Here is a 23,916-nt window from a genome sequence, read left to right as displayed (position 1 = left end):
GGGCGATTTGGGCGGCGACGAGAAGCGCAGCGCCGGGGTCGGCGCGCGCCAGCGCGCTTCGTGATCTGACTTGCCGCGGTTGTTTGAACGCAGCGACCGCAGGTCGCGAAGTGAGTTCTGCGGCACGACCCTGGCGCGAGCATCGCAGTGCAGTCGGCGCGCAGCGTCGACCGCCGCCGAATGAGCCACCAGCGGGCAGCGCCTGCCGCGATGCTCAAAGACGAAGCACGAAAGCAGACGCCCGCAGACTTCAGCAACTAGCCGCAATCAGCCCGGCACCTGCGCCAGCGCCCAGTCGATGTGCTCCCGCAGCAGTGCGCTGCCGCCGTCATGGGCCTCGCGCAACGCCGTGCGGATGCCGTCATCGACACCGGCACGCAGCGCGTTGCCCATCGCCACCGCCAGGTTGCGCCGCCAGCGCGCATGCCCGATGCGGCGGATCGCACTGCCCTCGGTGCGGCGCAGAAACTCGGCTTCGTTCCAGCGCCACAGTTGGAGCAAGGTCACGCCCTCGAAGGGTTCGCGCACGTCGAAGTCCGGCAAGGCGCTGCGCTGCGCGTACTTGTTCCACGGGCAGGCGAGCTGGCAGTCGTCGCAGCCGTAGATGCGGTTGCCCATCGCTGCGCGCAGCTCGAGCGGTATCGGGCCGTCCTGCTCGATGGTCAGGTAGGAGATGCAGCGCCGCGCGTCGAGCCGCCCCGGCGCGACGATCGCCTGCGTCGGGCACACGTCGATGCAGGCCGTGCAGCTGCCGCAGTGCGGCTCGACCGGCGCAGTGATCGGCAGCGGCAGGTCGACGTAGATCTCGCCGAGGAAGAACATCGAGCCGCCGTCGCGGTGCAGCGCCAGCGTGTGCTTGCCGCGCCAGCCGATGCCGCTCTTCGCGGCGAGTTCGACCTCCAGCACCGGGGCCGAATCGGTGAACACGCGATGGCCGAACGGGCCGACCGCTCCGGCAAGGCGATCGGCGAGGCGCTGCAGGCGGTTGCGCAGCACCTTGTGATAGTCGCGGCCGCGGGCGTAGATGGAGACGGCCGCCTCGCCGGGCCGCTCGAGCCGCTGCCATTCGATCGCCTGCCAGCCGGCGGGCGTATCGCGCGGCAGGTAGTCCATGCGCGCGGTGATCACACGCACGGTGCCCGGCACCAGTTCTGCCGGCCGTGCGCGCTTCATTCCGTGCGCGGCCATGTAGTCCATCGCGCCGTGGAAACCGTTGTTCAACCAGTCCGTCAGGCCCGCTTCTGCGGAACCCAGGTCCACGTCGGCGACTCCGATCTGGGAAAATCCCTCCGCCTCGGCCCAGCCGCGCAGTTGCGCGAGCAAGGCCGGCCCGTCCAACTCGCGATCGACGCTCATTTGACGATTCTAGGAACCCGCACGCTGCACTGGGCCAGCGAGGCCGATTGCGCAGCCAGCGCCAAGCTGCTGGCCACGAGGGCTGCATTGCGCGATGCCTACGTCGAGCTGCACGGCACGCTGGGCGCCGGCAAGACCACCTTCGCCCGCCACCTGCTGCACGCGCTGGGCGTCGACGGCCGCGTGAAGAGCCCGACCTACGCGGTGATGGAACCCTACGAACTGCCCGGCGGCATGGTCTGGCACTTCGACTTCTACCGCTTCAACGACCCGCAGGAGTGGGAGGACGCCGGCTTTCGCGACGTCTTCGCCAGCCGCGGCCTGAAGCTGGCGGAGTGGCCTGAGAAGGCCGAAGGCCTTCTGCCCGCAGCCGACCTGCGGATCGACATCGAACTGCTGGAAGGCGATGCGCGCCGCGTGACCCTCGCCGCCGGCACGCCGCGCGGGCTGGAGCTGCTGGCATGACCGGCGCCCTCACCCGCCGCGGGGCGATCCGGAACATGGGCTCGCTCGTGCTGCTGCTCGGTGCCACCGAGATCGCCCACGGCGCGAGCATCGTCGCGGTGCGCGTCTGGCCGGCCGAGGACTACACCCGCGTGACCATCGAGTCCGACACCGCGTTGACCGAGCGCCACTTCGTCGCGCAGAACCCGCACCGCCTGGTCATCGACATCGACGGCCTGGAGCTGAGCCCGGCGCTGCGCGAACTGGTCGGCAAGGTGCGCTCGGACGACCCGTTCATCGAAGGGGTGCGCGTCGGCCAGAACCAGCCGCGCGTGGTGCGCCTCGTCATCGACCTCAAGCAGGCCACGGCACCGCAGCTCTTCACGTTGACGCCGGTGGCGGCCTACCAGCACCGCATGGTGTTCGACCTCTACCCGGTGCACGAGCGCGACCCGCTGCTGGCGCTGGTCAACGACAAGGCGCAGGCCGAGCAGCAGGCCGCGCAGGCGGTGCAGGACGCGCTGGGCGAGTTCATCGGCCGCGTCGACAAGCCGGGCGGCGCGAAGCCGCCCGCCCCGCTGCCGCCGCAGCAGACGCCGGCGCCGGCCGCGCCGCCCACCGTCGCCAAGGGCAAGATCGACCGGTTGATCGTCGTCGCGCTCGACCCCGGCCACGGCGGCGAAGACCCCGGCGCGGTCGGCCCCAGCGGCCTGAGAGAGAAGGACGTGGTGCTCGCCGTCGCGCTGCAACTGCGCGAGCGCATCAACGCCCGCCCTGGCATGCGCGCGATGCTGACGCGCGACGCCGACTTCTTCGTGCCGCTGCAGGACCGCGTGCGCAAGGCGCGGCGCGTGCAGGCCGACCTGTTCGTCTCCATCCACGCCGACGCCTTCATCACGCCGAAGGCACGCGGCGCCTCGGTGTTCGCGCTCAGTTCGGGCGGCGCCTCGAGCACCGCCGCGCGCTGGCTGGCCGACAAGGAGAACGCGGCCGACCTGGTCGGCGGCATCAACGTGAAGAACCGCCACGCCGACGTGATGCGCACCCTGCTCGACATGAGCACGACCGCGCAGATCAAGGACAGCCTGCGCATCGGCAACGAGGTGCTGGGCCGGATCGGCAAGGTCGGCCGGCTGCACAAGCCGCGCGTCGAACAGGCCGGCTTCGCGGTGCTGAAGGCGCCCGATATCCCGTCCATCCTGGTCGAGACGGCGTTCATCTCCAACCCCGACGAAGAGCGCAAGCTGCGCGACCCCGACTACCAGGCCAAGCTCGTCGAGGCGCTCGATGACGGCATTGCGCGCTACTTCGCGCGCCACCCGCCCCTGGCACGCAACCGGCAACTCTGAACCATGCTCCACCCCCAGGCCCGCGCCCTGCTCGACCTGATCGCCGAACGCGGCGTGCCGCCGACGCACACGCTGCCACCGGCCGAGGCGCGGGCCTTCTATCGTGACCGCCGCGGCTTCACGCAGCCGGCGCCGCCGCCGGTGGGCGCGTTGCGCGAGCTGTCTGCGCCCGGGCCGCATGGCGACATCCCTCTGCGCCTGTACCGGCCGCTGGCTTCAACGCCAGGGGAGGTGCTGCCGGCGCTGGTGTACTACCACGGCGGCGGCTGGGTGATCGGCGACCTCGACACCCACGACACCTTGTGCCGCGAGCTGGCCAACCACGCGGGCTGCGCCGTGGTGTCGGTCGACTATCGCCTTGCGCCGGAACACCGCTTCCCGACCGCGGTCGACGATGCGATCGCCGCGACCCGCTGGCTGCATCGCGAGGCACGGGCGCTGCACATCGACCCGGATCGCATCGCCGTCGGCGGCGACAGCGCCGGTGGCAACCTCGCCGCGGTGGTGGCGATCGCCGCACGCGACGCCGGCGACCTGCCTATCGTGTACCAGCTGCTGATCTACCCGGCCACCGACCAGCACCGCGACGCGCCCTCGCACGAACGCAACGGCCAGGGCTACCTGCTGACGCGCGACACGATGGCCTACTTCACCGGCCACTACATCCCGGACCCGGCCGTCTACCGCGACTGGCGCGCCTCGCCGCTGCTGCACCCGGATCTCTCGCGCCTGCCGCCGGCACTGGTGCTGACCGCCGGCTACGACCCGCTGCGCGACGAAGGCATCGCCTACGCGCACCGGCTCAGCGAGGCCGGCAACCGCGCCACCCACCTGAGCTTCGAGCGCCAGATCCACGGCTTCATCCTGATGGGCAAGGTGCTCGACGAAGCCAACGACGCCGTGCGGCTGTGCGCCGCGGCGCTGCGCGACGCCCTGCATTCGAGGGGGTGAGCCCTGTGGCATAGTGCGCCCGCGACGGCCCGGACGAGGCCGCAGACGGACACCCGAGGGGGGGAAATCATGACGACGATGTGGCGGGGCCTGCTGGTCCTGGTGGTGAGCTGCGCGCTCGCATCCTGCGGAGGCGGCGGTGGAGGCTCCGATGCGCCGGTGACGCTGTCGCCGTCCAGCCTGAGCGCGAACGTCGAGGTCGGCAACTCGGCCACGCTGACGGTGCGCGCCCGCGCCAAGGACCCGTCGCAGTTCGCCCGCGGCCTGTACGTCTACATCGTCGACAGCGAGCAGGTGCTGACCGGCACCGTGAACCTGAGCAACGTCGATGCCAACACCCTGGCCGCGACGATCTACACCTCGCCGGGCCTGCGGACCGGGCACCACCGGGGCACGCTGCAGATCCAGCTGTGCGCGGACTCGGCCTGCAGCACGCAGTACGCCGGCTCGCCGCTGTCGCTGCCCTACGACTTCAACGTCACGCCAGGCCCGCTGCGCGCGACCGCCACCGGCAGCACCAGCGTCAGCGTGCACGAGGGAGGCTCGCTGGTCACGCCGCTGGGTGTCGAGGTCAGCGGCCCGGACGCCGACTGGACCGTCGACAGCTCGGCCGACTGGCTGCAGCCTGCACCGACGCGTGGTCACGGCGACGGCAGCTTCGAGCTGAACTACGACACCGCATCGCTCACGGTGGGCTCCTACGAAGCGACGGTGACGGTGCGTGCGGCTGACGGCCAGACCGCAACGCTGGACGTGGCGCTCGAGGTGCTGCCGACGCAGTTCGTGCTCGACGGCGCGGTGCCATCGTTCTCGGCGGTCAATGGCGCCCCGATTGCGGCACAGCCACTGGGCTTCGCGCTGAACAACGAGGTGCCTTCGGCCTGGAGCGCGCTCAGCTCGCAACCCTGGCTGACGATCACGCCGGCCAGCGGCACCACGCCGGCGACACCATCGCTGCAGCCCGACCCCGGTGTCGGCCCACTGGCCAGCGGCACGCACAACGCGAACATCACCTTGTCCTCGCCGGGCATCGCCGACAGGACGCTGGCAACGCGGCTGACCCTGCTGGCGCCGACGCTGTCGGCCAATGCCAGCTCGTTCACGCTCGGCGGCGCGAAGGGGCGCAGCCTCGGCGCGACGACGCTGCCAATCGCGCTGAACACCGGCGGCAACAGCCATCCGTGGGCGCTCGGCCCGCTGCCCGCGTGGCTGACCAGCAGCACGGCCTCGGGCCAGGTCGGCGCCGCCGGCAGCACGCTGCGCTTCACGCCGCAGACTGCGGCGGCGAGTGCGGGCTCGGTGTCGGCCACCGTCAACGTGACGGCGACCGTCAACGGCGACACCGTGACGCTGCCCATCACCGCCAACCTCAACCTCGACCAGCGCCGCCTGCTGCCGTCCACCTGGGCCGTGGGCCTGGCCAGCACGCCGCTGGGCACCGTGCTCAGCCGCACGCTGAGCGTGGCCGACAACTTCGGCGGCACGCTGGCCTGGACGGCGACTTCGGACAGCGCCTGGCTGGCGGTGACCGCCAGCGGCAGCACCGGCAGCACCTCCAGCCTGACGCTCACCGCCGATCCGGCCTCGCTGCCCGACGCGACCATCAGCCTGGCGAAGGTCACCATCGCCAGCAGCACGCCGGGCGTGGAGAGCGCAGTGCTGCGGGTCGCCCTGTGGAAGAACTCGGCAGCGCCGGGCGGCGTCTCGACGCTGCCGCTGACCTACTCGGAGATCGTCGCCGACCGCTTGCGACCGCTGGTCTACGCCCATGCCGGCGGCAGTTCGATCGACATCTACAACGCCTACACGTCGACCCTGGTGGGCAGCATCCCCTCGGTCGGTGCCGCGCTCGGCGGCATGACGGTGTCACCCGACGGCAGCCGACTCTATGCGGTGGACACGGCCAACGCGAGGCTGGCGGTGGTCGATCTCGATGCACGCGCCAAGCTCACAGACTGGACGCTGGACCTGGCCGCCGACGGCTCGACCTCGGTGCTGGCGATCCGCCCCAACGGCGTCGAGGTGGTGCTGGCCGGCCACGGCCGCGCCTACAGTACCGGCCGCAGCCTGGGCAGCACCGGCATCCGCGGCTCGCTGGCGGCCACCGACGACGGTCGTCAGGTCTACACCCAGGACTCGGGCTTCAGCCCAGCCAGCGTGGCAGCGTACGACCTCGACTACTCGGCCATCTCCGGCGGCGTGCTGATGGTCACGCAGCGCGCCGGCGACTCCTTCATCAACGGCGCTTCGAACGGCCGCGACATCGCCGTGCGCGGCGACGGCAGTGCCGTCTACACCGCCTCGGGCGCGCCCTATCGCTGCTCGCGCGTGGCTCCGCAGGATCTCGCCTTCGTCGGCAGCTTGCCGGGTGGCGACGCCTATCCGAACAACGTCGAGGTGAGCAGCGACGGGCGGGTCATCTGCGGCATCGACGGCACCTCGACCGACTTCTGGGTCCACGCTGCGGACGGCACGCTGCTGGGCAGTCACACGCTGGACGGTGCGCTCGTGCCGGGCCAGATGGTCGTCACGCCCGACGGCATGCTGGTGGTGGTGCTGACGACCGCCCCGGTGATCGGTTTCGTGCCGATCGGCGCGCCCTGACGGACGCGGCGCGCATGCTCGCTCAGGCCGCCGCGCGCCGCGCCTTCCACGCGCCGAAGATCACCAGCAGCCCGGGGATCAGGATCGCGCCCCAGATGATCTTGTCGAGGTTCTCCTTGACCCAGGGGATGTTGCCGAACAGGTAGCCGGCCAGCGTGACACCGCCGACCCAGACCGTGGCGCCGACGATGTTGTAGAGCGTGAAGCGGCTGCGCGTCATCTCGGCCACGCCGGCGACGAAGGGCACGAAGGTGCGCAGGAAAGGGAAGAAGCGCGCCGCGATGATGGTGATGCCGCCGTACTTCTCGTAGAAGGCGTGTGCCTGGTTGAAGGCGTCCTTGTTGAAGAAGCGTGTGTTCTCCCACTGGAACACCTTGGGCCCGAAGTAGCGGCCGATGCTGTAGTTGCACTGGTCGCCGAGGATGGCCGCGGCGGTCAGCAGCGCGATCGCCAGCGGCAGGTTCATCAGCCCGGCACCGCACAGCGCGCCGACCACGAACAGCAGCGAGTCGCCCGGCAGGAAGGGCATCACCACCACGCCGGTCTCGACGAAGATGATCACGAACAGCAGCGCGTAGACCCAGGCGCCGTAGGTGCTCACGAAGTTCGCCAGGTGCACGTCGACGTGCAGGATGAAGTCGATCAGGAAGGCCGCGATGTCCATGGCCGGCGATTATGGTGGCGGCACTTCCTACAATGCCGCATGACCATCGAATCACAAGCCGACGTCGAGGCGCTGCAGCGCATCGGCAGCATCGTCTCCCGCGTGCTCGAGCGCATGCTCGACGCGCTGGAGCCGGGCATCACCACCGCCGAGCTCGACGCACTCGGCGAGCGCTGGCTGGCCGAGGCCGGTGCACGCTCGGCGCCGCGGCTGAGCTACAACTTTCCGGGCGCCACCTGCATCAGCGTCAACGAGGAAGCGGCGCACGGCATCCCGGGGCCACGGGTCATCCGCGCCGGTGACCTGGTCAACGTCGACGTCTCGGCCGAACTCGACGGCTACTTCGCCGACACCGGCGGCTCGCGCGCCGTGCCGCCGGTCTCGCCGATCAAGCAGCGGCTGTGCCACGCCACGCGCACCGCGCTGGACAACGCGATGCGCCAGGCGCGCGCCGGCATGCCGATCAACGCCATCGGCCGGGCGATCGAGCAGACCGCCCGCGCGCACCGCTTCCGCATCATCCGCAACCTGGCCAGCCACGGCGTGGGGCGTGCGCTGCACGAGGAGCCGACCGAGATCGCCGGCTACCACGACCCGCGCGACCGCCGCCTGCTGCACGAGGGCATGGTGATCACCATCGAGCCCTTCCTGTCGACCAAGAGCACCGTCGTCGACGAGACCGGCGACGGCTGGACGCTGGCCGGCGCGCCGGGCAACCTGAGCGCGCAGTACGAGCACACGATGATCATCACGCGCGGCGAGCCTATCGTCGTGACGCGGCATTGAGCGAATGAACGCAGTCCTCGACGCCCAGCCACGTCGGCCGATCAGGGAGCTTCCCGACGAGCTGGTCAGCCAGATCGCCGCGGGCGAGGTCGTCGAACGGCCCGCGTCCGTCGTGCGCGAGCTGGTCGACAACGCGCTCGATGCGGGGGCGACCGAGATCGTCGTGCGCCTGACCGGCGGCGGCATCCGCGCCATCCTGGTCGAGGACGACGGCGGTGGCATCCCGGCGAGCGAGTTGCCGCTGGCACTGCGCCGCCACGCGACGAGCAAGATCGCCTCCTTGTCCGACCTGGAGAGCGTCGCCACCATGGGTTTTCGCGGCGAGGCGCTGGCCGCCATCGCCTCGGTGGCAGAAGTGAGCATCGCCAGCCGCACGCCCGACGCAGCGCATGCGCAGCGGCTGGAGGCGCGCTCGGGCGAGCTGAGCCCGGCGGCACGCGCCACCGGCACCAGCGTCGAGGTGCGCGAGCTGTTCTTCGCCACGCCGGCGCGGCGCAAGTTCCTCAAGACCGAGGCGACGGAGCTGGCGCACTGCATCGAGGCGGTTCGCCGCCATGCGCTGACGCGGCCCGACGTCTCCTTCACGATCTGGCACGACGGCAAGCTGTCGCAGCAGTGGCGCCGTGCCAGCGCCGAGCAGCGCCTGCGCGACGTGCTCGACGACGAGTTCGTCGCCGCCAGCCGTGAGGTGGCACTGGACATGGGCGTGCTGCGTGTGCACGGCCGCGCCGGCCTGCCCGAGGCGGCCCGCTCGCGCGCCGACCAGCAGTACGTATACGTCAATGGCCGCTACGTGCGCGACCGGCTGATCGCCCACGGCGTGCGCTCGGCCTACGAGGACGTGCTGCACGGGGCGAAGCAACCCAGCTACGTGCTGTTCATCGACATCGCGCCGGACCGCGTCGACGTCAACGTGCATCCGACCAAGATCGAGGTGCGCTTCCGCGAGGCACGCGAGGTGCACCAGGCGGTGCGGCGCGCGGTCGACGCGGCGCTGGCGATCTCGCGGGCGGGCGAGGCGGCAGTGCCGGCTGAAGCCGAGCGGCCGGCCGTTGCAGGCGCACCGTGGACGCCATCCTCATCCGCGTCGCGCGCCTGGCCCTCGATGCCCACGCAGCAGGCCGCGCTGGGCCTGCAGCAGGCGGCCATGCTGTTCGCGCAGGAGGCACCCGCCTCCTGGGCGCCCGCTGCAGCGCCCGCCGCACCTGCGCTGCCGGCTGCGCCCCTGCCCGCCGGCGACTGGCCGCTCGGTCGCGCCCTCGCGCAGGTGGCCGGCGTCTACATCCTGGCCGAGAACGAGCAGGGCCTCGTGGTCGTCGACATGCACGCCGCGCACGAGCGCATCGTCTACGAGCGGTTGAAGACCAGCCTGGCCCATCGTGGTGCAGGGGCCATCGAATCGCAGCCGCTGCTGATCCCGGCCACCTTCGCGGCCACGCCGCAGGAAGTCGCCACCGCCGAGCAGCAGGCCGATGCGCTGCGCCGCCTCGGGCTGGACGTGTCGCCGCTGTCGCCGGGCGTGCTGGCGGTGCGGGCGCGCCCGGCGGCGCTTGCCGGCGGCGACGTGGTCGAGCTGGCGCGCAGCGTGCTCGCCGAGCTGGCGCAGTACGACGCCAGCAACGTCATCCAGCGTGCACAGGACGAGATCCTCGCCACCATGGCCTGCCACGGCGCGGTGCGCGCCAACCGCCAGCTCACGCTGGAGGAGATGAACGCGTTGCTGCGCGACATGGAACGGACCGAGCGCGCCGACCAGTGCAACCACGGCCGGCCGACCTGGCGCCAGCTGACGATGAAAGACCTGGACGCGCTGTTCTGGCGCGGCCGTTGAACTTTCGCGCCGCCCGCAGGCTCTGTCCGCCCATGACTCGCTTGATCTTCCTCATGCGCTGGCCGCTGGCCCTGGTCGCGGCCGTGGCGCTGCTCGCCGGCTGCGCCACGCTCGACCAGAAGCAGCGCGAATGGATCTTCCAGCCCACGCCCGGTCAGCCCGCCTGGCAGCCGGCCAGCGCCGAGGGCATGCAGGACGTCTGGATCGAGCACCGCTCGGCCGAGAGCGGCAACACCGTGAAGCTGCACGCGCTGTGGCTGCCGCACGAGCGGGCCGACGCGCCGGTGCTGCTCTACCTGCACGGCGCGCGGCGCAACATCTGGGGCAGCACCTTCCGCATGCGCAACATGCACGAGCTCGGCTTCGCGGTGCTGGCGGTCGACTACCGCGGCTTCGGCCAGAGCACGGTGGAACTGCCCTCGGAGGCGGCGGTGCTGGAAGACGCCCGCGCCGCCTGGGACTGGCTGGCGCGCGAACAGCCGAAGCGGCCGCGCTACATCTTCGGCCACTCGCTGGGCGGCGCGATCGCGGTGCAGCTCGCCGGCGAGGTGAACGATGCACGCGGGCTGATCGTCGAGGGCACCTTCACCTCCATCCCCGACGTGTTCCGCAGCTTCAAGTGGGGCTGGCTGCCGGTGACGCCGCTGATCACCCAGCGTTTCGACTCGGCCGAGCGCATCGCCCGGGTGCGCGTGCCGGTGCTGGTGGTGCACGGTGCCAACGACGGGCTGATCAAGCCCGACCTGGGCCGCGCGCTGTACGAGCGGGCGCCCTCGCCCAAGCGCTTCGTGCTCGTCGAGGGAGGCACGCACTACAGCACCAACGGCATCGGCCAGGTGCTGTACCGCGATGCACTCCGTGACCTGTTCGGAATCGGCAGCTGACGCCGCCGTGGTCCAATTCGGACCATGGCCACCCTGAAGCTCAACAAGCCCGCCGGCAAGAAGCCCGCGGCGGCCGGCCGCGCCCCGCTGCGCGGCAGCGGCGCCAAGCCACGGCCGACGCTGGCGCAGGCACAGGCCGAACGCGCCGAACGGGAAGCCCAGCGCCCGGCCCGCGAGCCGGGGGAGCGGTCGGCGGATCGACCTGCAGGTCGAACGTCGGATCGCCCCCCAGCGCGCTCGTCGGACCGCCCGCCGGCTCGATCGTCGGATCGCCCGCCCGCGCGCCCCTCCGGCAAGCCGCCAGCGCGGCCAGGCGCCCCGTCTTCCGCGCGCCCGGCCGACCGGCGCGATGCGCCGCGGCCCCCGAGTGCCCAACGGCCCGCATCACCGCGACCTGATCGCCCGGCCTCGCCGCGCCCCGCGCCCCTGCCACCGGCCCGTCCGGCCGGCAGCACCAACACCGCCTTCAGTGCACGCCCTCGCCCGGCCTCCCCGCCGCCCGCCGCCGGCCCGGCGCACGCCGACGGCAGCCTGCGCCTGTCCAAGCGCATGAGCGAGCTGGGCCTGGCTTCGCGCCGCGAGGCCGACGAATGGATCGCCAAGGGTTGGGTGCGTGTGGACGGCGCGGTGGTGGCCGAGCTCGGCGCCCGCGTGCTGCCGACTCAGCAGGTGACGATCGACAAACGCGCGCGCAGCGAACAGGCGCAGCGCGTGACGGTGCTCCTCAACAAGCCGGTCGGCTACGTCAGCGGCCAGGCGGAAGACGGCTACGAGCCCGCCTTCGTGCTGGTCACGCCGGAGAATCACTGGAGCGACGACGCCAGCGGCATCCGCTTCCAGCGCGAGCAGCTGCGCCACCTCGTGCCGGCCGGCCGGCTCGACATCGACTCGGTCGGCCTGCTGGTGCTGACGCAGGACGGCCGCATCGCCAAGCAGTTGATCGGCGAGGACAGCGCCATCGAGAAGGAATACCTGGTGCGTGTGCAGGCACAGGAGGGTCAGCCGCTCTCGCCCGAAGGCCTGCGCCTGCTCAACCACGGCCTCGAGCTCGACGGCGAGCCGCTCAAGCCGGCGCGTGTCGAGTGGGTCAACGACGACCAGCTGCGTTTCGTGCTGACCGAGGGCAAGAAGCGCCAGATCCGCCGCATGTGCGAGGCCGTCGGCCTGAAGGTCACCGGCCTGAAGCGCGTGCGCATCGGCCGCGTGATGCTCGGCGACCTGCCGGCCGGCCAGTGGCGCTACCTCGGCGCCGACGAGCACTTTGTCTGACAGTCCGATGAACGCACCGAAACCGAACCAGGAACTGCCCGCGATCGCCGACAACTGGCTGCAGTGGATGGCCGAGAACCGCCTGCGCGGCTGCACGCCGGAGTCGATGGTCGAGACCATGGTCGCCGCCGGCATGGACCGCGCGCTGTGCACGCAGGCCATCCCGATGCTCGAGGCCGACCCGGTCTACAAGGCCGCGCTGCGCCACCAGAAGCTGCTGAAGAAGCTGGAGGACGTCGTCGCCAACCAGCAGAAGCTGTGGGAGATGGCGCCAGGCTACGGCGTGGTCGAGAAACGCGCCGGCGTGTCGCGCGACGAGCTGTACGAGCGCTACGTCTGCGGCAGCCGGCCGCTGGTGCTGACCGATATCGCGGCCGACTGGCCGGCGATGCAGCGCTGGTCGCCGGCCGACCTGAAGGCACGCTTCGGCCACCTCGACATCGAGATCCAGGCCGAGCGCAATGCCGACCCCCGTTATGAAGAGAACAAGCTGAAGCACCGCCAGACGGCGCGGCTGGCCGACTTCGTCGACCGCGTGCTCGCCGGCGGGCCGACCAACGACTACTACATGACGGCCAACAACGAGGCGCTGCGCCGCCCCGAGTTCGCGCCGCTGCTGGCCGACATCGGCACGCTGCCGCCGATCTGCGACCGCGAGCAGCTGCCGCGGCTGTCCTCGTTCTGGTTCGGCCCGGCCGGCACCAACACGCCGCTGCACCACGACACGCTGATGCTGTTCCACACCCAGGTGGTCGGCCGCAAGCGCTGGCGCTTCATCTCGCCGCTGGAGACGCCGAAGCTCTACAACTTCAACAACGTCTTCAGCCCGATCGACATCGACCGGCCCGACCTGGCACGCTACCCGCTGTTCAGCCAGGTGAAGGTGCTGGAGGTGATCGCCGAGCCGGGCGAGACGGTGTTCCTGCCGCTGGGCTGGTGGCACCAGGTGACCTCGCTGGACGTGAGCCTGTCGTTCTCGTACTCCAACCTCGCGGTGCCCAACCACTACAGCTACACCAACCCCGACATGCACGACTGGTGAGGCGGGGCGGGTGGTTCAAGGGCGGCGCTCGAGCGAGGCGAGCAGGTCGCGGGCGCGTTCGACCCAGGTGGAGTCAGCCACCTTCACCGCCTCGCGGGCGGCTGCCAGCGCTGCGGCGCGCTGCCCGATCTCACCGCGCACGCTGGCCAGGTTCATCCACGCCGCGGCGCTGCTCGGGTTCAGCCCGGTCGCGTCCTCGAAGGCCGCGGCCGCAGCGACCTTGTCACCGGCAGCGTAGAGGCTGTTGCCCAGGCCCATCTGCAGGCTCAGGCTGCCGCCCCAGCGCTGCAGCGCGCTGCGGTAGGCGAGCACCGCCTGCGCCGGCGGCGCGGCACGCTCGAAGCCGACCGCGGCCTCGACCACGGCGGCCTCTTCGGCGGTGGCCGGCCAGCGCCCCGGCGGCAGCGCCACGAAGGCCCAGCTGCCGGCGCGCACCCAGGTGTGCTCGAAGGTGGACAGCGGCAGCGCCAGTCGTTCGGTGGTGCCCGAACGCAGCAGCATGTCGCCGGTGTTCAGGTCGTAGCCGATCGCCACCGCGTAGTGCCACAGCGGGTACCAGGAGAGGCCGAGGTTCTGCAGCACCACCACCGGGTGGCCGGCCTGAAGTTCGCGCAGGACGGCCTCCAGCGTGCCAGGCAGGCGCGTGGCGACGGCACCGTGGCGCCGCGCGCCGGCGATCATCTCGATCTGCAGGGTGCCGGTGCGTGCCGGCAGGAAGATCTGCTCGCCGAGTGCGGCCGGCGTGGCGGCCAGGCCGGCCGCCGCCAGCACGGTGGCCAGCGCGGCGGGGCCGCAGTGGTACTCGGTCTGCGCGAAGAAGGGTGTGGCGGCGAGTTCGACCCGCGGCGCCAGAGCGGCCGGCGGCGCGCGGCGCAGTGTCTCCGTCTGCACCGCACAGCCGGCCAGCAGGGCCAGCAGCAGCGCGAGGATGGCGAGGAGCCTTCCGCGCGCTGCGCCCCGCATGGCGGTGGTCAGCGGATCGAGCGGGTGAACGGGAAGATCTTCGTGAAGCCGAGGATGTCGGTGATCAGCAGCAGCAGGAAGATGAACACGATGGTGCCGAGGATGTCGCTGGCGCCGGCCGGAGCGGTGTCCAGCGTGTGCGACAGGTGGGCGACCTCGGCGTCGGTCAGCGCCGCGATGCGGGCCTGGGCCTGGTCCATGTCGATGCCGCGTTCCTGCAGCGCCGCGGCCACGTCGGCGCGGGTCAGCAGGGCGTTGACGTGGGCGCGCTGCTCGGCAGCGCTGGTGACGCCTTCGCTGGCAGCCACCTGTTCGGTGCTGACCAGGGTGGCCTGCGCACTGTGCACGAAGCCGGCAAAGCTGAGGCACACGGCGATCAGGCGGGTCATCCAACGGGTCGTTGTCTTCATGATTTGTCCTTTGTCGAGCGGCGGCTTGCTGTTTGTCGTGCGGCGCGTGGGCAAGCCTCCCATGCAACCGTCAACATCGTAACAAGCGGGCGGCGCCGGCCGTCACCGAATGCAACGGTGGCGGAAGGGTCGGCGCCCGCCTGCTGGTAGGCTCACGGCATGTCTTCCCCGGTTCCCGTGCGCCACGGCATGAGCCCCGCCGTGGTCGTGCTGCTGCTGACCCTGCTGCTGGGCATCCAGCCGATCACCACCGATCTCTACCTGCCCGCGCTGCCGACGCTGCAGCAGGACCTGGGCGCCAGCATGGCGGCCACGCAGCTGACACTGTCGGCGCTGATCCTGTGCTTCGGCCTCGGCCAGCTGGTCGCCGGGCCGCTGGCCGACCGCTTCGGCCGCCGGCCGGTGCTGCTCGGCGGCCTCGCGCTCTACACGCTGGCCAGCGTCGGCAGCGCGATGGCGCCGGCGATCGAATGGCTGGTCGGCTGGCGCGCCGTGCAGGGCGTGGGCATGGCCGCGGCGGTGACCTGTGGCCGCTCGATCGTGCGTGACCTCTACCCGCCGCAGGACGGCGCGCGTGTGATGTCCAAGGCACTCAGCGGCCTGGGCGTGATCGCGATGGCCAGCCCGGCGCTCGGCGGCGTGATGGTGCAGTGGTTCGACTGGCACGCCGCGCTGGCCGTCGTCTCGTTGTTCGGCGTGGCGACGCTGGCGATCGTCGCCTGGCGCTACGAGGAGACGGTGCCGGCACGCAACCCGCGCGCCACGCAGTTCGGCCCGCTGGCCGCCAACTGGGTGGCGGTGCTGCGCCATCCGGGCTTCCGCGCCTGGACGCTGCTGTCCGGCTTCGCCTACGGCGCGCTGTTCTTCCTGCTCGCCGGCAGCTCCTTCGTCTACATCGGCGTGCTGGGCGTGAGCAAGATCGGCACTGGCCTGATCATGCTGAGCAACTCCTTCGCCTACATCGTCGGCACTTTCTGGTGCCGTCGCCTGCTGGCCCGCCACGGCCTTCGCGGTTCGGTGCGCCGCGGCGCGGCGTTCACGCTGGCCAGCGCCCTGGCCATGGCCGCACTTGCGCTGGCCGGCGTGCACACGGCCTGGGCGGTGATGATTCCTTCGTGGCTGTTCTGCATCGGCCACGGCGTGCACCAGCCCTGCGGCCAGGCCGGCGCGGTCGGCCCGTTCCCGGAGAAGGCCGGCACCGCGGCCTCGCTGTCGGGCTTCTGGATGATGGCGGTGGCCTTCGCCGTCGGCCTCTTCCTCGGCCAGACCGGCGGCAACACGGTCTACCCGATGACGCTGGGCTTCGCGACACTGGCCGTCGCGCTGTGCATCGTCGCCTGGACGCTGGTGCAGCGCCACGGCGAATCGCCGATCCCACAGCTGGCGGCGCGGGCGACGCCAGCGTGAGCGGAGTGTTGCCCTGCCTCGCGCTGGCCGGTCCCACCGCGGCGGGCAAGACCGCGGCGGCGATGGCCATCGCACAAGTGCTGCCGGTGGAGATCGTCAGCGTCGACTCGGCGCTCGTCTACCGCGGCATGGACATCGGCACCGCCAAACCGAGTGCCGCCGAACGCGCCGCCGTGCCGCACCACCTGATCGATCTCATCGACCCGGCGCAGGCCTATTCGGCGGCGCAGTTCGTCGCCGATGCGCGCGAGGCCATCGCGCAGATCCATGCGCGCGGCCGGCTGCCGCTGCTGGTCGGCGGCACGATGCTGTACTTCAAGGCGCTGTTCGAAGGCCTGGATGAGATGCCGCCGGCCGACGCCGCCGTGCGCGCCGCACTCGATGCCGAGGCGGCCGAGCGCGGCGGGCCGGCGATGCATGCCGAGCTCGCGCGAGTGGACCCGGTCACCGCCGCGCGGCTGCCGCCGGGCGACACCCAGCGCATCCAGCGTGCGCTGGAGGTGTTCCGCGTGAGCGGCCGGCCGATCTCCTCGTTTCACCGCGAGGCGCGCGATGCAGCTTCGCCTCCGCCGCTGCTGTCGCTCGAGCCGGCCGAGCGCGGCTGGCTGCACGAGCGCATCGCACAGCGCTTCACGCAGATGCTCGCGGCCGGATTGCTCGACGAAGTGCGTGCGCTGCGCGCGCGTGGCGACCTGCACGCCGGCCTGCCCGCCATGCGCTGCGTCGGCTACCGTCAGGCCTGGGAAGCGCTCGACGCCGACGATCTCTCCGCGCTGCCCGAACGCGGCATCGCCGCCACTCGGCAGCTCGCCAAGCGCCAGCTCACCTGGCTGCGCGGCATGGCCGGGCGCGAGGTGATCGCCTGCGATGCGCCGGATGCCGTCGCACAGGTCGTGGAACGTGCGCGCCGCCGTGCCGACGCGCTGCTGGGGCGCTGAGCGATGCTCCTGCGACTCGAAAGGCTCGCCAAGCGCTACGGCAGCACGCCGGTGTTCGAGGGCGTCGGCCTGCGTCTGTCGGGCGGCGAGTTCGTCGCCATCGTCGGCGAGTCGGGCGTGGGCAAGTCGACGCTGCTGAACTGCATCGCCGGCCTCGACAGCCTGGACGCCGGCCAGGTCTGGCTCGGCGATCAGCAGGTCACGGCGATGAGCGAACCCGAGCAGGCGATGCTGCGCCGTCGCGAGCTGGGCTTCGTCTTCCAGGCCTTCCACGTGCTGCCGCACCTGACGGTGGCGCAGAACGTCGCGCTGCCGCTGCTGCTGCTGCACCGCGACGACGAGGCACAGGTCGCGCTCGCGCTCGACGAGGTCGGCCTGGTCGGTTTCGGCGAACGCCTGCCGCAGACGCTCTCCGGCGGGCAGTTGCAGCGCGTGGCGATCGCGCGCGCGCTGGTGCACCGGCCGCGGCTGCTGCTGGCCGACGAGCCGACCGGCAACCTCGACGCCGGCACCGCCGAGCGGGTGATGGACGTGCTGGTGCGGCAATCGCGCACGCACGGCTGCGCCTGCCTGCTGGTCACCCACTCGCACGCCGCTGCCGCGCGGGCCGATCGTGTGATGGAGTTGCGCCCGGACGGCTTGTTCGCAGCCTGACCCCCATGTGGACTTGATGCGGCTCAAGTACATCTCGAAACGCCACCGCGACACTTCGCGCCTTTCATGCCCGCGGGACGCGCCATGCCGATCGAGCTCTACAACCAGAAAGGCCACCAGTGCCTGATGTTCACCGACCTCTGCGAGGAAGGCGGCGAGGTGGTGCAGTCCAACCAGTTCCTGATCGTGCACGGTGACACCGGCGCCATCATCGACCCGGGTGGCAACCTGGCCTACGGCGAGCTGTACCTGTCGATGACGCGCTTCTTCCCGCCGCAGCAGCTGTCGGCCATCCTCGCCTCGCACGCCGACCCGGACATCATCGCCTCGCTGGACCGCTGGATGACGACCACCAGCACCGCCAAGGTCTACATCTCGCGCATCTGGGAACGCTTCGTGCCGCACTTCTGCAAGCCGGGCAAGACCACCGGGCGCATCGTCGGCATCCCCGACCCCGGCGGGCGCATCCCCATCGGCCGCAGCGAACTGGTGGCCCTGCCGGCGCACTTCATGCACTCCGAGGGCAACTTCCAGTTTTACGACCCGGTCAGCCGCATCCTGTTCTCCGGCGACCTCGGCGCCTCGATCATCAGCGGCGACGCCGCGAAGACCTGGGTGACCACGCTGGCCGGCCATGTGCCGCGCATGGAAGCATTCCACCGCCGCTACATGGTGTCGAACAAGGTGCTGCGCCTGTGGGCGCAGATGGTCAGGAAGCTGCCGATCGACATGATCGTGCCGCAGCATGGTGCGCCGATGCGCGGCGCCGCCGTGCAGGAGTTCATCGCCTGGATCGAGGCCCTGCCCTGCGGCGTCGACCTGCTGAGCGAACGCGACTACGCCGTTCCGGCGTAAGCGCCCCACCGTCACCGCGGCCACCGGCTGCGGCCGCACCCGCCCCCTGCTGGTTGTAGTAGAAGCAGCGGTTCCATCCTCCTGCGGATGGGCACGGACAAGGTGGCGTGATGCGAGGGGCGTCTGCGTTGGATGGTTCTGTTCGAGCGGCGCGGGCTCCCCGGCCTGCGGCGACGCTGGTCGCGTTGCTGCGCCAGGTCACCTGGCAGCAATGGCGGCACCAGCCGCTGCGCCACGCGGTGGCGGTGCTCGCCGTCGCGCTCGGCGTGGCGCTGGCCTTCTCGGTGCACCTGATCAATCAATCGGCGCTCGGCGAGTTCAGCGCCGCGGTGCGCCAGGTCAACGGCCAGCCGGACTTCGAACTGCGCGCGCAGCGCGACGGCTTCGACGAAGCGCTGCTGGAACGAGTCGCCGCGCACCCCGGCGTGGCGCTGGCCAGCGCGGTGATCGAGCTCGACACCTCGGGCCTCGCCGCCGACGACAGCAGCGTGCCGCTGCGCGTGGTCGGGCTCGATGCGCTGGTCGCCGCGCCGCTCACCCCAGCGCTGATGCCGCGCCCGGCCGACGGAGCGGACCGGCTGGCGATCATCGACCCCGGCGCGATCTTCCTCAACGCCACCGCCGCGCAGCGGCTCGGCGATCCGGCGACCGTGCGCCTGCGTGCCGGCAGCGGCAGCACCAGCTTCACAGTGCGCGGCAGCGTGCTCGCCGACGGGCCGCCGCTGGCGGTGGTCGACCTCGCGGGCGCGCAGGCCGCGTTCGGCTGGCTCGGCCGCATCAGCCGCATCGACCTGCGCCTCGTGCCCGGCACCGACCGCGAGGCGCTGCTGCGTGAACTCGCCCTGCCCGCCGGCGTGCGCGCCGCGGCGCCGGACGAAGCAGCGCAGCGGGTCTCCAACGTCTCGCGCGCCTACCGTGTCAACCTCACCGTGCTGTCACTGGTGGCGCTGTTCACCGGCGCCTTCCTGGTGTTCTCGATCCTCTCGCTGTCGGTGGCGCGGCGGCTGCCGCAGCTCGCGCTGCTCGGCGTGCTCGGGCTGTCGGCGCGCGAGCGGCTGGCCTGGATGCTGGCCGAGTCGGCGCTGCTGGGCGTGATCGGCAGCTTGCTAGGCCTGGCGCTCGGCACCGCGCTGGCCGCACTGGCCCTGCGCCTGCTGTCGGGTGACCTCGGCGGCGCCTACTTCCCTGGCGTGACGCCGAGCCTGCAGTTCAGCACCGGCGCGGCGTGGATCTACGGTGTGCTCGGCGTGCTGGTCGCGCTGTTCGGCGGCTGGTTGCCGGCGCGCACAGCGCAGCGCATCGCGCCGGCGCAGGCGCTCAAGGGCCTGGGCGATGCGAACACCCATCGCGGCGCTGCCTGGGTCGGGCCGCTGCTGCTGGGGCTGGGCCTGCTGCTGACGCAGGCACCGCCGATTGCCGACATCCCGCTGGCCGCCTACATCTCGGTGGCCTGCCTGCTGCTCGGCGGCATCGCCTGCGTGCCGGTGATGGTGGACGCGCTGCTGCGCTGGATTCGCCCGCCGCGCCATGCGCTCGCGCTGCTGGCCGTGCAGCGCGCCCGCCACGAGCGCGGCAGCGCGACGATCGCGGTGGCCGGCGTGGTCGCCAGCCTGGCGCTGGCCGTGGCGCTGACCGTCATGGTGAGCAGCTTCCGCGAGGCGGTGACCCACTGGCTGGACAGCGTGCTGCCCGCCGACCTCTACGCCCGCGTGGCGCCGGGCAGCGGCGCCGACACGGTGTTCGTCACCGATGCGCTGGTCGAGCGCGTGCGCAACCTGCCCGGCGTGGCACGCATCGAGGGCCAGCGTGCAGCCAGCGTACAGCTCGATGCGCAGAGGCCGGCGGTGGCGCTGCTGGCACGGCCGCTGCCCGACCCGGCGCAACGCCTGCCACTGCTCGGCGAACTGCTGGCGGCACCGCCCGGCCTGCTGCCGGTCTACACGAGCGAGCCGCTGGCCAACCTCTACGGCCTGCGTGCCGGCGACAGCTTCGATCTGCCCTTGCCCGACGGTCGCCGCGAGCGCGCCTTCGTGCGTGGCGTGTGGCGCGACTACGCACGCCAGCACGGCGCCATCGCGATCGATGCGGCCGACTACCGGCGCCTGACCGGCGACGTGCGCCTCAACGACCTCGCCATCTGGCTCGCACCCGGCGCCGAGGCCGGCGCCCTGAGCGAGCGCATCCGCAAACTCGCTGGGCCGGATGTGCCGGTGGAGTTCGCCTCGGCCGGCGAGATCCGAGCGCTGTCGCTGCGCATCTTCGACCGCAGCTTCGCAGTGACCTACTGGCTGCAGGCGGTGGCCATCGCCATCGGCCTGATCGGCATCGCGGCGAGCTTCTCGGCGCAGGTGCTGGCACGGCGGCGCGAGTTCGGCCTGCTCGCCCACCTCGGGCTGACGCGTGCGCAGGTGCTGGCGGTGGTGGCCGGCGAAGGCGCGCTGTGGAGCGTGGCCGGCGTGCTGCTCGGCCTGGGGCTGGGCATCGCGGTCAGCGCGGTGCTGGTGCACGTGGTCAACCCGCAGAGCTTCCACTGGACGATGGAGCTGCTGCTGCCCTGGGGTCGGCTCGCCGCGCTGTGCGCCGCGATGGCCGCGGCCGGCACGCTGACCGCCTGGTGGGCCGGCCGCGCTGCCGGCGCGAAGCAGGCGGCGCTGGCGGTGAAGGAGGATTGGTGATGCGGCGGCGCGCGCTGCTGTGCTCGCTGGCGCTGCCACCGTGGCTGGCGGTGGCCGCGCCGGTGCAGCGTGGCCGCGTGCTCGCCTTCCCGCGCGACTTCGGTTCGCACCCCGATGCGCGCACCGAGTGGTGGTACGCAACGGGCTGGCTGGCCGCCCCCGGCGAGCGCGAGCCAAGCTTTGGGTTCCAGGTCACCTTCTTCCGCTCGCGTACCGACGTCGCCGCCGACCACCCGAGTCGCTTCGCCGCCCGGCAGCTGGTCTTCGCCCACGCCGCGCTGACCGACCTCACCGCACAGCGCCTGCGCCACGACCAGCGGATCGCGCGCGCCGGCTTCGAGATCGCGCGCGCCGACGAGGCCGACACCCGCGTCGCGTTGCGCGGCTGGAGCTTCGAGCGCAGCGGCCCGGCCGACGCGAGCGTCTACCGCACCCGCATCGCCAGCGAGGCCGCCGGCTTCTCGTTCGAGCTCGAGCTCGCTGCAACGCAGCCGCTGCTGCTGCAGGGCGAGGCCGGCTTCTCGCGCAAGGGGCCGCGGCCCGAGCAGGCCAGCCACTACTACAGCCAGCCGCAGCTCGCCGTGCGCGGCACGCTGACCCGCGAAGGCCGTGCACAGGCCGTGCAGGGCCGCGCCTGGCTGGACCATGAATGGAGCGAGGCCATCCTCGACGCCGAGGCGGTCGGCTGGGACTGGATTGGCATGAACCTGCTCGACGGCAGCGCCCTCACCGCCTTCCGCCTGCGCCGCGCCGACGGCAGCGCCCTGTGGGCCGGCGGCAGCTGGCGGCGCGCCGGCGGGCCGGTCGCTGCCTTCGCGGCCGACAGCGTGCGCTTCGAGCCCGGCACGCGCTGGACCAGCCCGGCCTCGCAGGCCAGCTATCCGATCGACTGGCGGATCGTCACGCCGGCGGGCAACTTCCGCGTGCGCGCGCTGCTCGCCGACCAGGAACTCGACAGCCGCGCCAGCACCGGCGCGGTCTACTGGGAAGGCCTGTCCGAACTGCTCGCCGAGGACGGCCGGCGCATCGGCCTGGGCTACCTGGAGATGACGGGCTACGCGGCGCGGCTGAGACTCTGACGCGCGGACTTGCCGGCCGTCAAGCCCGAGCACCCTGCCCGCGCGCAGACTGCAGTCACGACAGAACGGAGACAAGGCATGGCGCAGTACATCGACTCCATCGAGGCAGCCGTCGACCACGTGCTCGACAGCGTGGCAGGCGACATCGTGCTCGGCATCCCGTTGGCCGTCGGCAAGCCGAACCCTTTCGTCAACGCGCTGTACCGGCGCCTCAAGGGCAACCCGGCGCGGCGGCTGCGCATCGTCACGGCGCTGTCGCTGGAGAAGCCGGTCGGCAAGAGCGATCTCGAGCGGCATTTCCTCGAGCCGCTGGTCGCCCGCGTCTTCGAGGACTATCCCGACCTCGCCTACGTGAAGGACCTGCGCGCCGGCACGCTGCCGCCGAACATCGAGGTGCGCGAGTTCTTCATGAAGACCGGCGACTACCTCGGCAACCCCTCGGCGCAGCAGAACTACATCTCGACCAACTACACCTTCGTGGCGCGCGACATGGCGGTGCAGGGCATGAACGTGATCGCCCAGGCAGTGGCCTCGCGCGGCGAGGGCGAGGCGCGGCGCCTGTCGCTGTCGAGCAACCCAGACGTCGTCATCGAGGTGGTCGAGAAGCTGCGCGCCGCTGGTCAGCCGCTGCTGACGGTCGGCGTCGTCAACCAGAAGATGCCGTTCATGCCCAACGGCGCCGAGGTGGCACCCGACTTCTTCGACATCGTCGTCACCGACCCGGCCGGCACGCACGCGGTGTTCGCGCCGCCGAACAACAAGGTCAGCAGCGCCGACTACGCGATCGGCCTGCACGCCTCCAGCCTGGTGGCCGATGGCGGCACGCTGCAGATCGGCATCGGCTCGCTCGGTGATGCGATTGCGCAGGCGCTGATCGTGCGCGACCGCCATGGCGACGAGTACCGCCGCATCCTCGCGTCGATCTGCCCGGACGGCCTGGACGGCCGCGACCTCGGCCGCTTCGACCAGGGCCTGTACGGCTGCTCGGAGATGTTCGTCAACGGCTTCCTCAAGCTGATCGAGGCCGGCATCATCCGCCGCGAGGTGTTCGGCGACGCGACGCTGCAGCAACTCCTCAACGACGGCGAGATCGACGAGGTGGTCACGACCGACACCCTCAAGGCGCTGCTGCGCCGCGGCCGCATCCGCTCGCCGCTGGACGCCACCGACCTCGCCTTCCTGACGCACTGGGGCGTCCTGCGCGAGGAGGTCCGCCTCGAAGGCGGGCAACTGGTCTGCGACGGCACGGCGCTGCCCAACGACCTGATCGGCGACGCCAACCTCGAACGCATCGGCCAGGCCATGCTCGGCAGCCGCCTGCGCCATGGCATCTTCATGACCGGCGGCTTCTTCCTCGGCCCGCGTGACTTCTATGAGCGGCTGCGCACCATGCCGCCGCAGGAGCTGGCGAAGATCGACATGACGCGCATCGACTTCATCAACCAGCTCTACTCGGAGAACGGCGGACAGGGCGACCTCAAGCGCGCGCAGCGGCGCAAGGCGCGCTTCATGAACACCACGATGATCGTCACGCTGCTGGGCGCAGCGGCGAGCGACGCGCTCGAGTCCGGCCAGGTTGTCAGCGGCGTCGGCGGGCAGTACAACTTCGTCGCCATGTCGCATGCGCTGCCCGATGCGCGGCTGCTGATGATGCTGCGCGCCACCCACGACAACAAGGACGGCCTGAAGAGCAGCATCGTCTGGAGCTACGGCCACGTGACGATTCCGCGCCACCTGCGCGACATCGTCATCACC

20 protein-coding genes are annotated in these 23,916 nt (G+C 71.5%); 16 read left to right on the top strand and 4 right to left on the bottom strand.

Going from position 1 to position 23,916, the window contains the following annotated elements; translation table 11 throughout:
• Nucleotides 1–267: 267 nt before the first annotated feature.
• On the bottom strand, nt 268–1,356 hold the full coding sequence (gene queG, locus AAG801_RS24990; protein WP_341890799.1) for a tRNA epoxyqueuosine(34) reductase QueG: 1,089 nt from the start codon (nt 1,354–1,356) through the stop codon (nt 268–270).
• Between queG and tsaE the strand changes: the two genes are divergently transcribed.
• The 4 genes from tsaE (at nt 1,357) to AAG801_RS24970 (ending at nt 6,704) form a co-directional block, all read left to right on the top strand.
• Nucleotides 1,357–1,821 carry a tRNA (adenosine(37)-N6)-threonylcarbamoyltransferase complex ATPase subunit type 1 TsaE gene (tsaE, locus tag AAG801_RS24985; RefSeq protein ID WP_341890798.1) on the top strand — a complete coding sequence of 155 codons (465 nt, stop codon included), beginning with the start codon at nt 1,357–1,359 and terminating at the stop codon, nt 1,819–1,821.
• The gene (locus AAG801_RS24980; RefSeq protein ID WP_341890797.1) at nt 1,818–3,149 is read left to right on the top strand and encodes an N-acetylmuramoyl-L-alanine amidase; all 1,332 of its coding nucleotides are present in this window, start codon (nt 1,818–1,820) and stop codon (nt 3,147–3,149) included. Before tsaE ends, AAG801_RS24980 begins: the two co-directional genes overlap by 4 nt.
• A gap of 3 nt (nt 3,150–3,152) precedes the next feature.
• Entirely contained in the window at nt 3,153–4,100 is a 948-nt protein-coding gene (locus AAG801_RS24975; RefSeq protein ID WP_341890796.1) for an alpha/beta hydrolase, read from the top strand.
• A 69-nt stretch (nt 4,101–4,169) separates the two neighbouring features.
• Entirely contained in the window at nt 4,170–6,704 is a 2,535-nt protein-coding gene (locus AAG801_RS24970; RefSeq protein ID WP_341890795.1) for a hypothetical protein, read from the top strand.
• 22 nt (nt 6,705–6,726) lie between these two features.
• Here AAG801_RS24970 and AAG801_RS24965 read toward each other — a convergent pair whose 3' ends face one another.
• The gene (locus tag AAG801_RS24965; protein ID WP_341890794.1) at nt 6,727–7,368 is read right to left on the bottom strand and encodes a DedA family protein; all 642 of its coding nucleotides are present in this window, start codon (nt 7,366–7,368) and stop codon (nt 6,727–6,729) included.
• 39 nt (nt 7,369–7,407) lie between these two features.
• Here AAG801_RS24965 and map point away from each other — a divergent pair, with 39 nt between their 5' ends.
• Genes map through AAG801_RS24940 form a run of 5 tightly spaced genes read left to right on the top strand, consistent with a single transcriptional unit; the run spans nt 7,408 to nt 13,180 of the window.
• Nucleotides 7,408–8,154, top strand: a complete 747-nt coding sequence (gene map, locus AAG801_RS24960; RefSeq protein ID WP_341890793.1) for a type I methionyl aminopeptidase — start codon at nt 7,408–7,410, stop codon at nt 8,152–8,154.
• Between the two features lie 4 nt (nt 8,155–8,158).
• Nucleotides 8,159–9,985 (top strand): DNA mismatch repair endonuclease MutL, encoded by a 1,827-nt coding sequence (gene mutL / locus AAG801_RS24955; protein WP_341890792.1) that lies wholly within the window; start codon nt 8,159–8,161, stop codon nt 9,983–9,985.
• A gap of 32 nt (nt 9,986–10,017) precedes the next feature.
• On the top strand, nt 10,018–10,869 hold the full coding sequence (locus tag AAG801_RS24950; protein ID WP_341890791.1) for an alpha/beta fold hydrolase: 852 nt from the start codon (nt 10,018–10,020) through the stop codon (nt 10,867–10,869).
• A 24-nt stretch (nt 10,870–10,893) separates the two neighbouring features.
• Nucleotides 10,894–12,138 carry a pseudouridine synthase gene (locus AAG801_RS24945; RefSeq protein ID WP_341890790.1) on the top strand — a complete coding sequence of 415 codons (1,245 nt, stop codon included), beginning with the start codon at nt 10,894–10,896 and terminating at the stop codon, nt 12,136–12,138.
• Between the two features lie 7 nt (nt 12,139–12,145).
• A complete protein-coding gene (locus AAG801_RS24940) occupies nt 12,146–13,180 on the top strand; it encodes a cupin-like domain-containing protein (RefSeq protein WP_341890789.1) in 1,035 nt (344 codons plus the stop codon).
• 15 nt (nt 13,181–13,195) lie between these two features.
• Here AAG801_RS24940 and AAG801_RS24935 read toward each other — a convergent pair whose 3' ends face one another.
• Together AAG801_RS24935 and AAG801_RS24930 are read right to left on the bottom strand one after the other, a co-directional pair.
• Entirely contained in the window at nt 13,196–14,143 is a 948-nt protein-coding gene (locus AAG801_RS24935) for a PA2778 family cysteine peptidase (RefSeq protein ID WP_341890788.1), read from the bottom strand.
• An 8-nt stretch (nt 14,144–14,151) separates the two neighbouring features.
• Nucleotides 14,152–14,553, bottom strand: coding sequence for a PA2779 family protein (locus AAG801_RS24930; protein WP_341890787.1), 402 nt, complete (start codon nt 14,551–14,553; stop codon nt 14,152–14,154).
• A 159-nt stretch (nt 14,554–14,712) separates the two neighbouring features.
• On the opposite strand from AAG801_RS24930, the gene AAG801_RS24925 reads away from it, so the two are divergent.
• From AAG801_RS24925 to AAG801_RS24895, 7 genes are all read left to right on the top strand, one after another.
• Entirely contained in the window at nt 14,713–15,960 is a 1,248-nt protein-coding gene (locus tag AAG801_RS24925; RefSeq protein ID WP_341890786.1) for a multidrug effflux MFS transporter, read from the top strand.
• Between the two features lie 5 nt (nt 15,961–15,965).
• Entirely contained in the window at nt 15,966–16,898 is a 933-nt protein-coding gene (gene miaA, locus AAG801_RS24920; protein WP_341890800.1) for a tRNA (adenosine(37)-N6)-dimethylallyltransferase MiaA, read from the top strand.
• Nucleotides 16,899–16,901: 3 nt separating this feature from the next.
• Nucleotides 16,902–17,552: an ABC transporter ATP-binding protein gene (locus AAG801_RS24915; RefSeq protein ID WP_341890785.1), complete on the top strand. Its 651-nt coding sequence runs from the start codon at nt 16,902–16,904 to the stop codon at nt 17,550–17,552.
• Nucleotides 17,553–17,636: 84 nt separating this feature from the next.
• Nucleotides 17,637–18,407 carry an MBL fold metallo-hydrolase gene (locus AAG801_RS24910; protein ID WP_341890784.1) on the top strand — a complete coding sequence of 257 codons (771 nt, stop codon included), beginning with the start codon at nt 17,637–17,639 and terminating at the stop codon, nt 18,405–18,407.
• A gap of 110 nt (nt 18,408–18,517) precedes the next feature.
• On the top strand, nt 18,518–21,082 hold the full coding sequence (locus tag AAG801_RS24905; RefSeq protein ID WP_341890783.1) for an ABC transporter permease: 2,565 nt from the start codon (nt 18,518–18,520) through the stop codon (nt 21,080–21,082).
• Nucleotides 21,082–22,161 (top strand): carotenoid 1,2-hydratase, encoded by a 1,080-nt coding sequence (locus AAG801_RS24900; RefSeq protein WP_341890782.1) that lies wholly within the window; start codon nt 21,082–21,084, stop codon nt 22,159–22,161. The genes AAG801_RS24905 and AAG801_RS24900 overlap by 1 nt, the downstream gene beginning before the upstream one ends.
• A gap of 78 nt (nt 22,162–22,239) precedes the next feature.
• On the top strand, nt 22,240–23,916 hold a 1,677-nt coding region (locus AAG801_RS24895; protein ID WP_341890781.1), incomplete at its 3' end, for an acetyl-CoA hydrolase/transferase C-terminal domain-containing protein.

The sequence above is a fragment of the Variovorax sp. YR752 genome (assembly GCF_943372545.1).
This window is presented reverse-complemented; position numbering and strand designations above follow the sequence as displayed.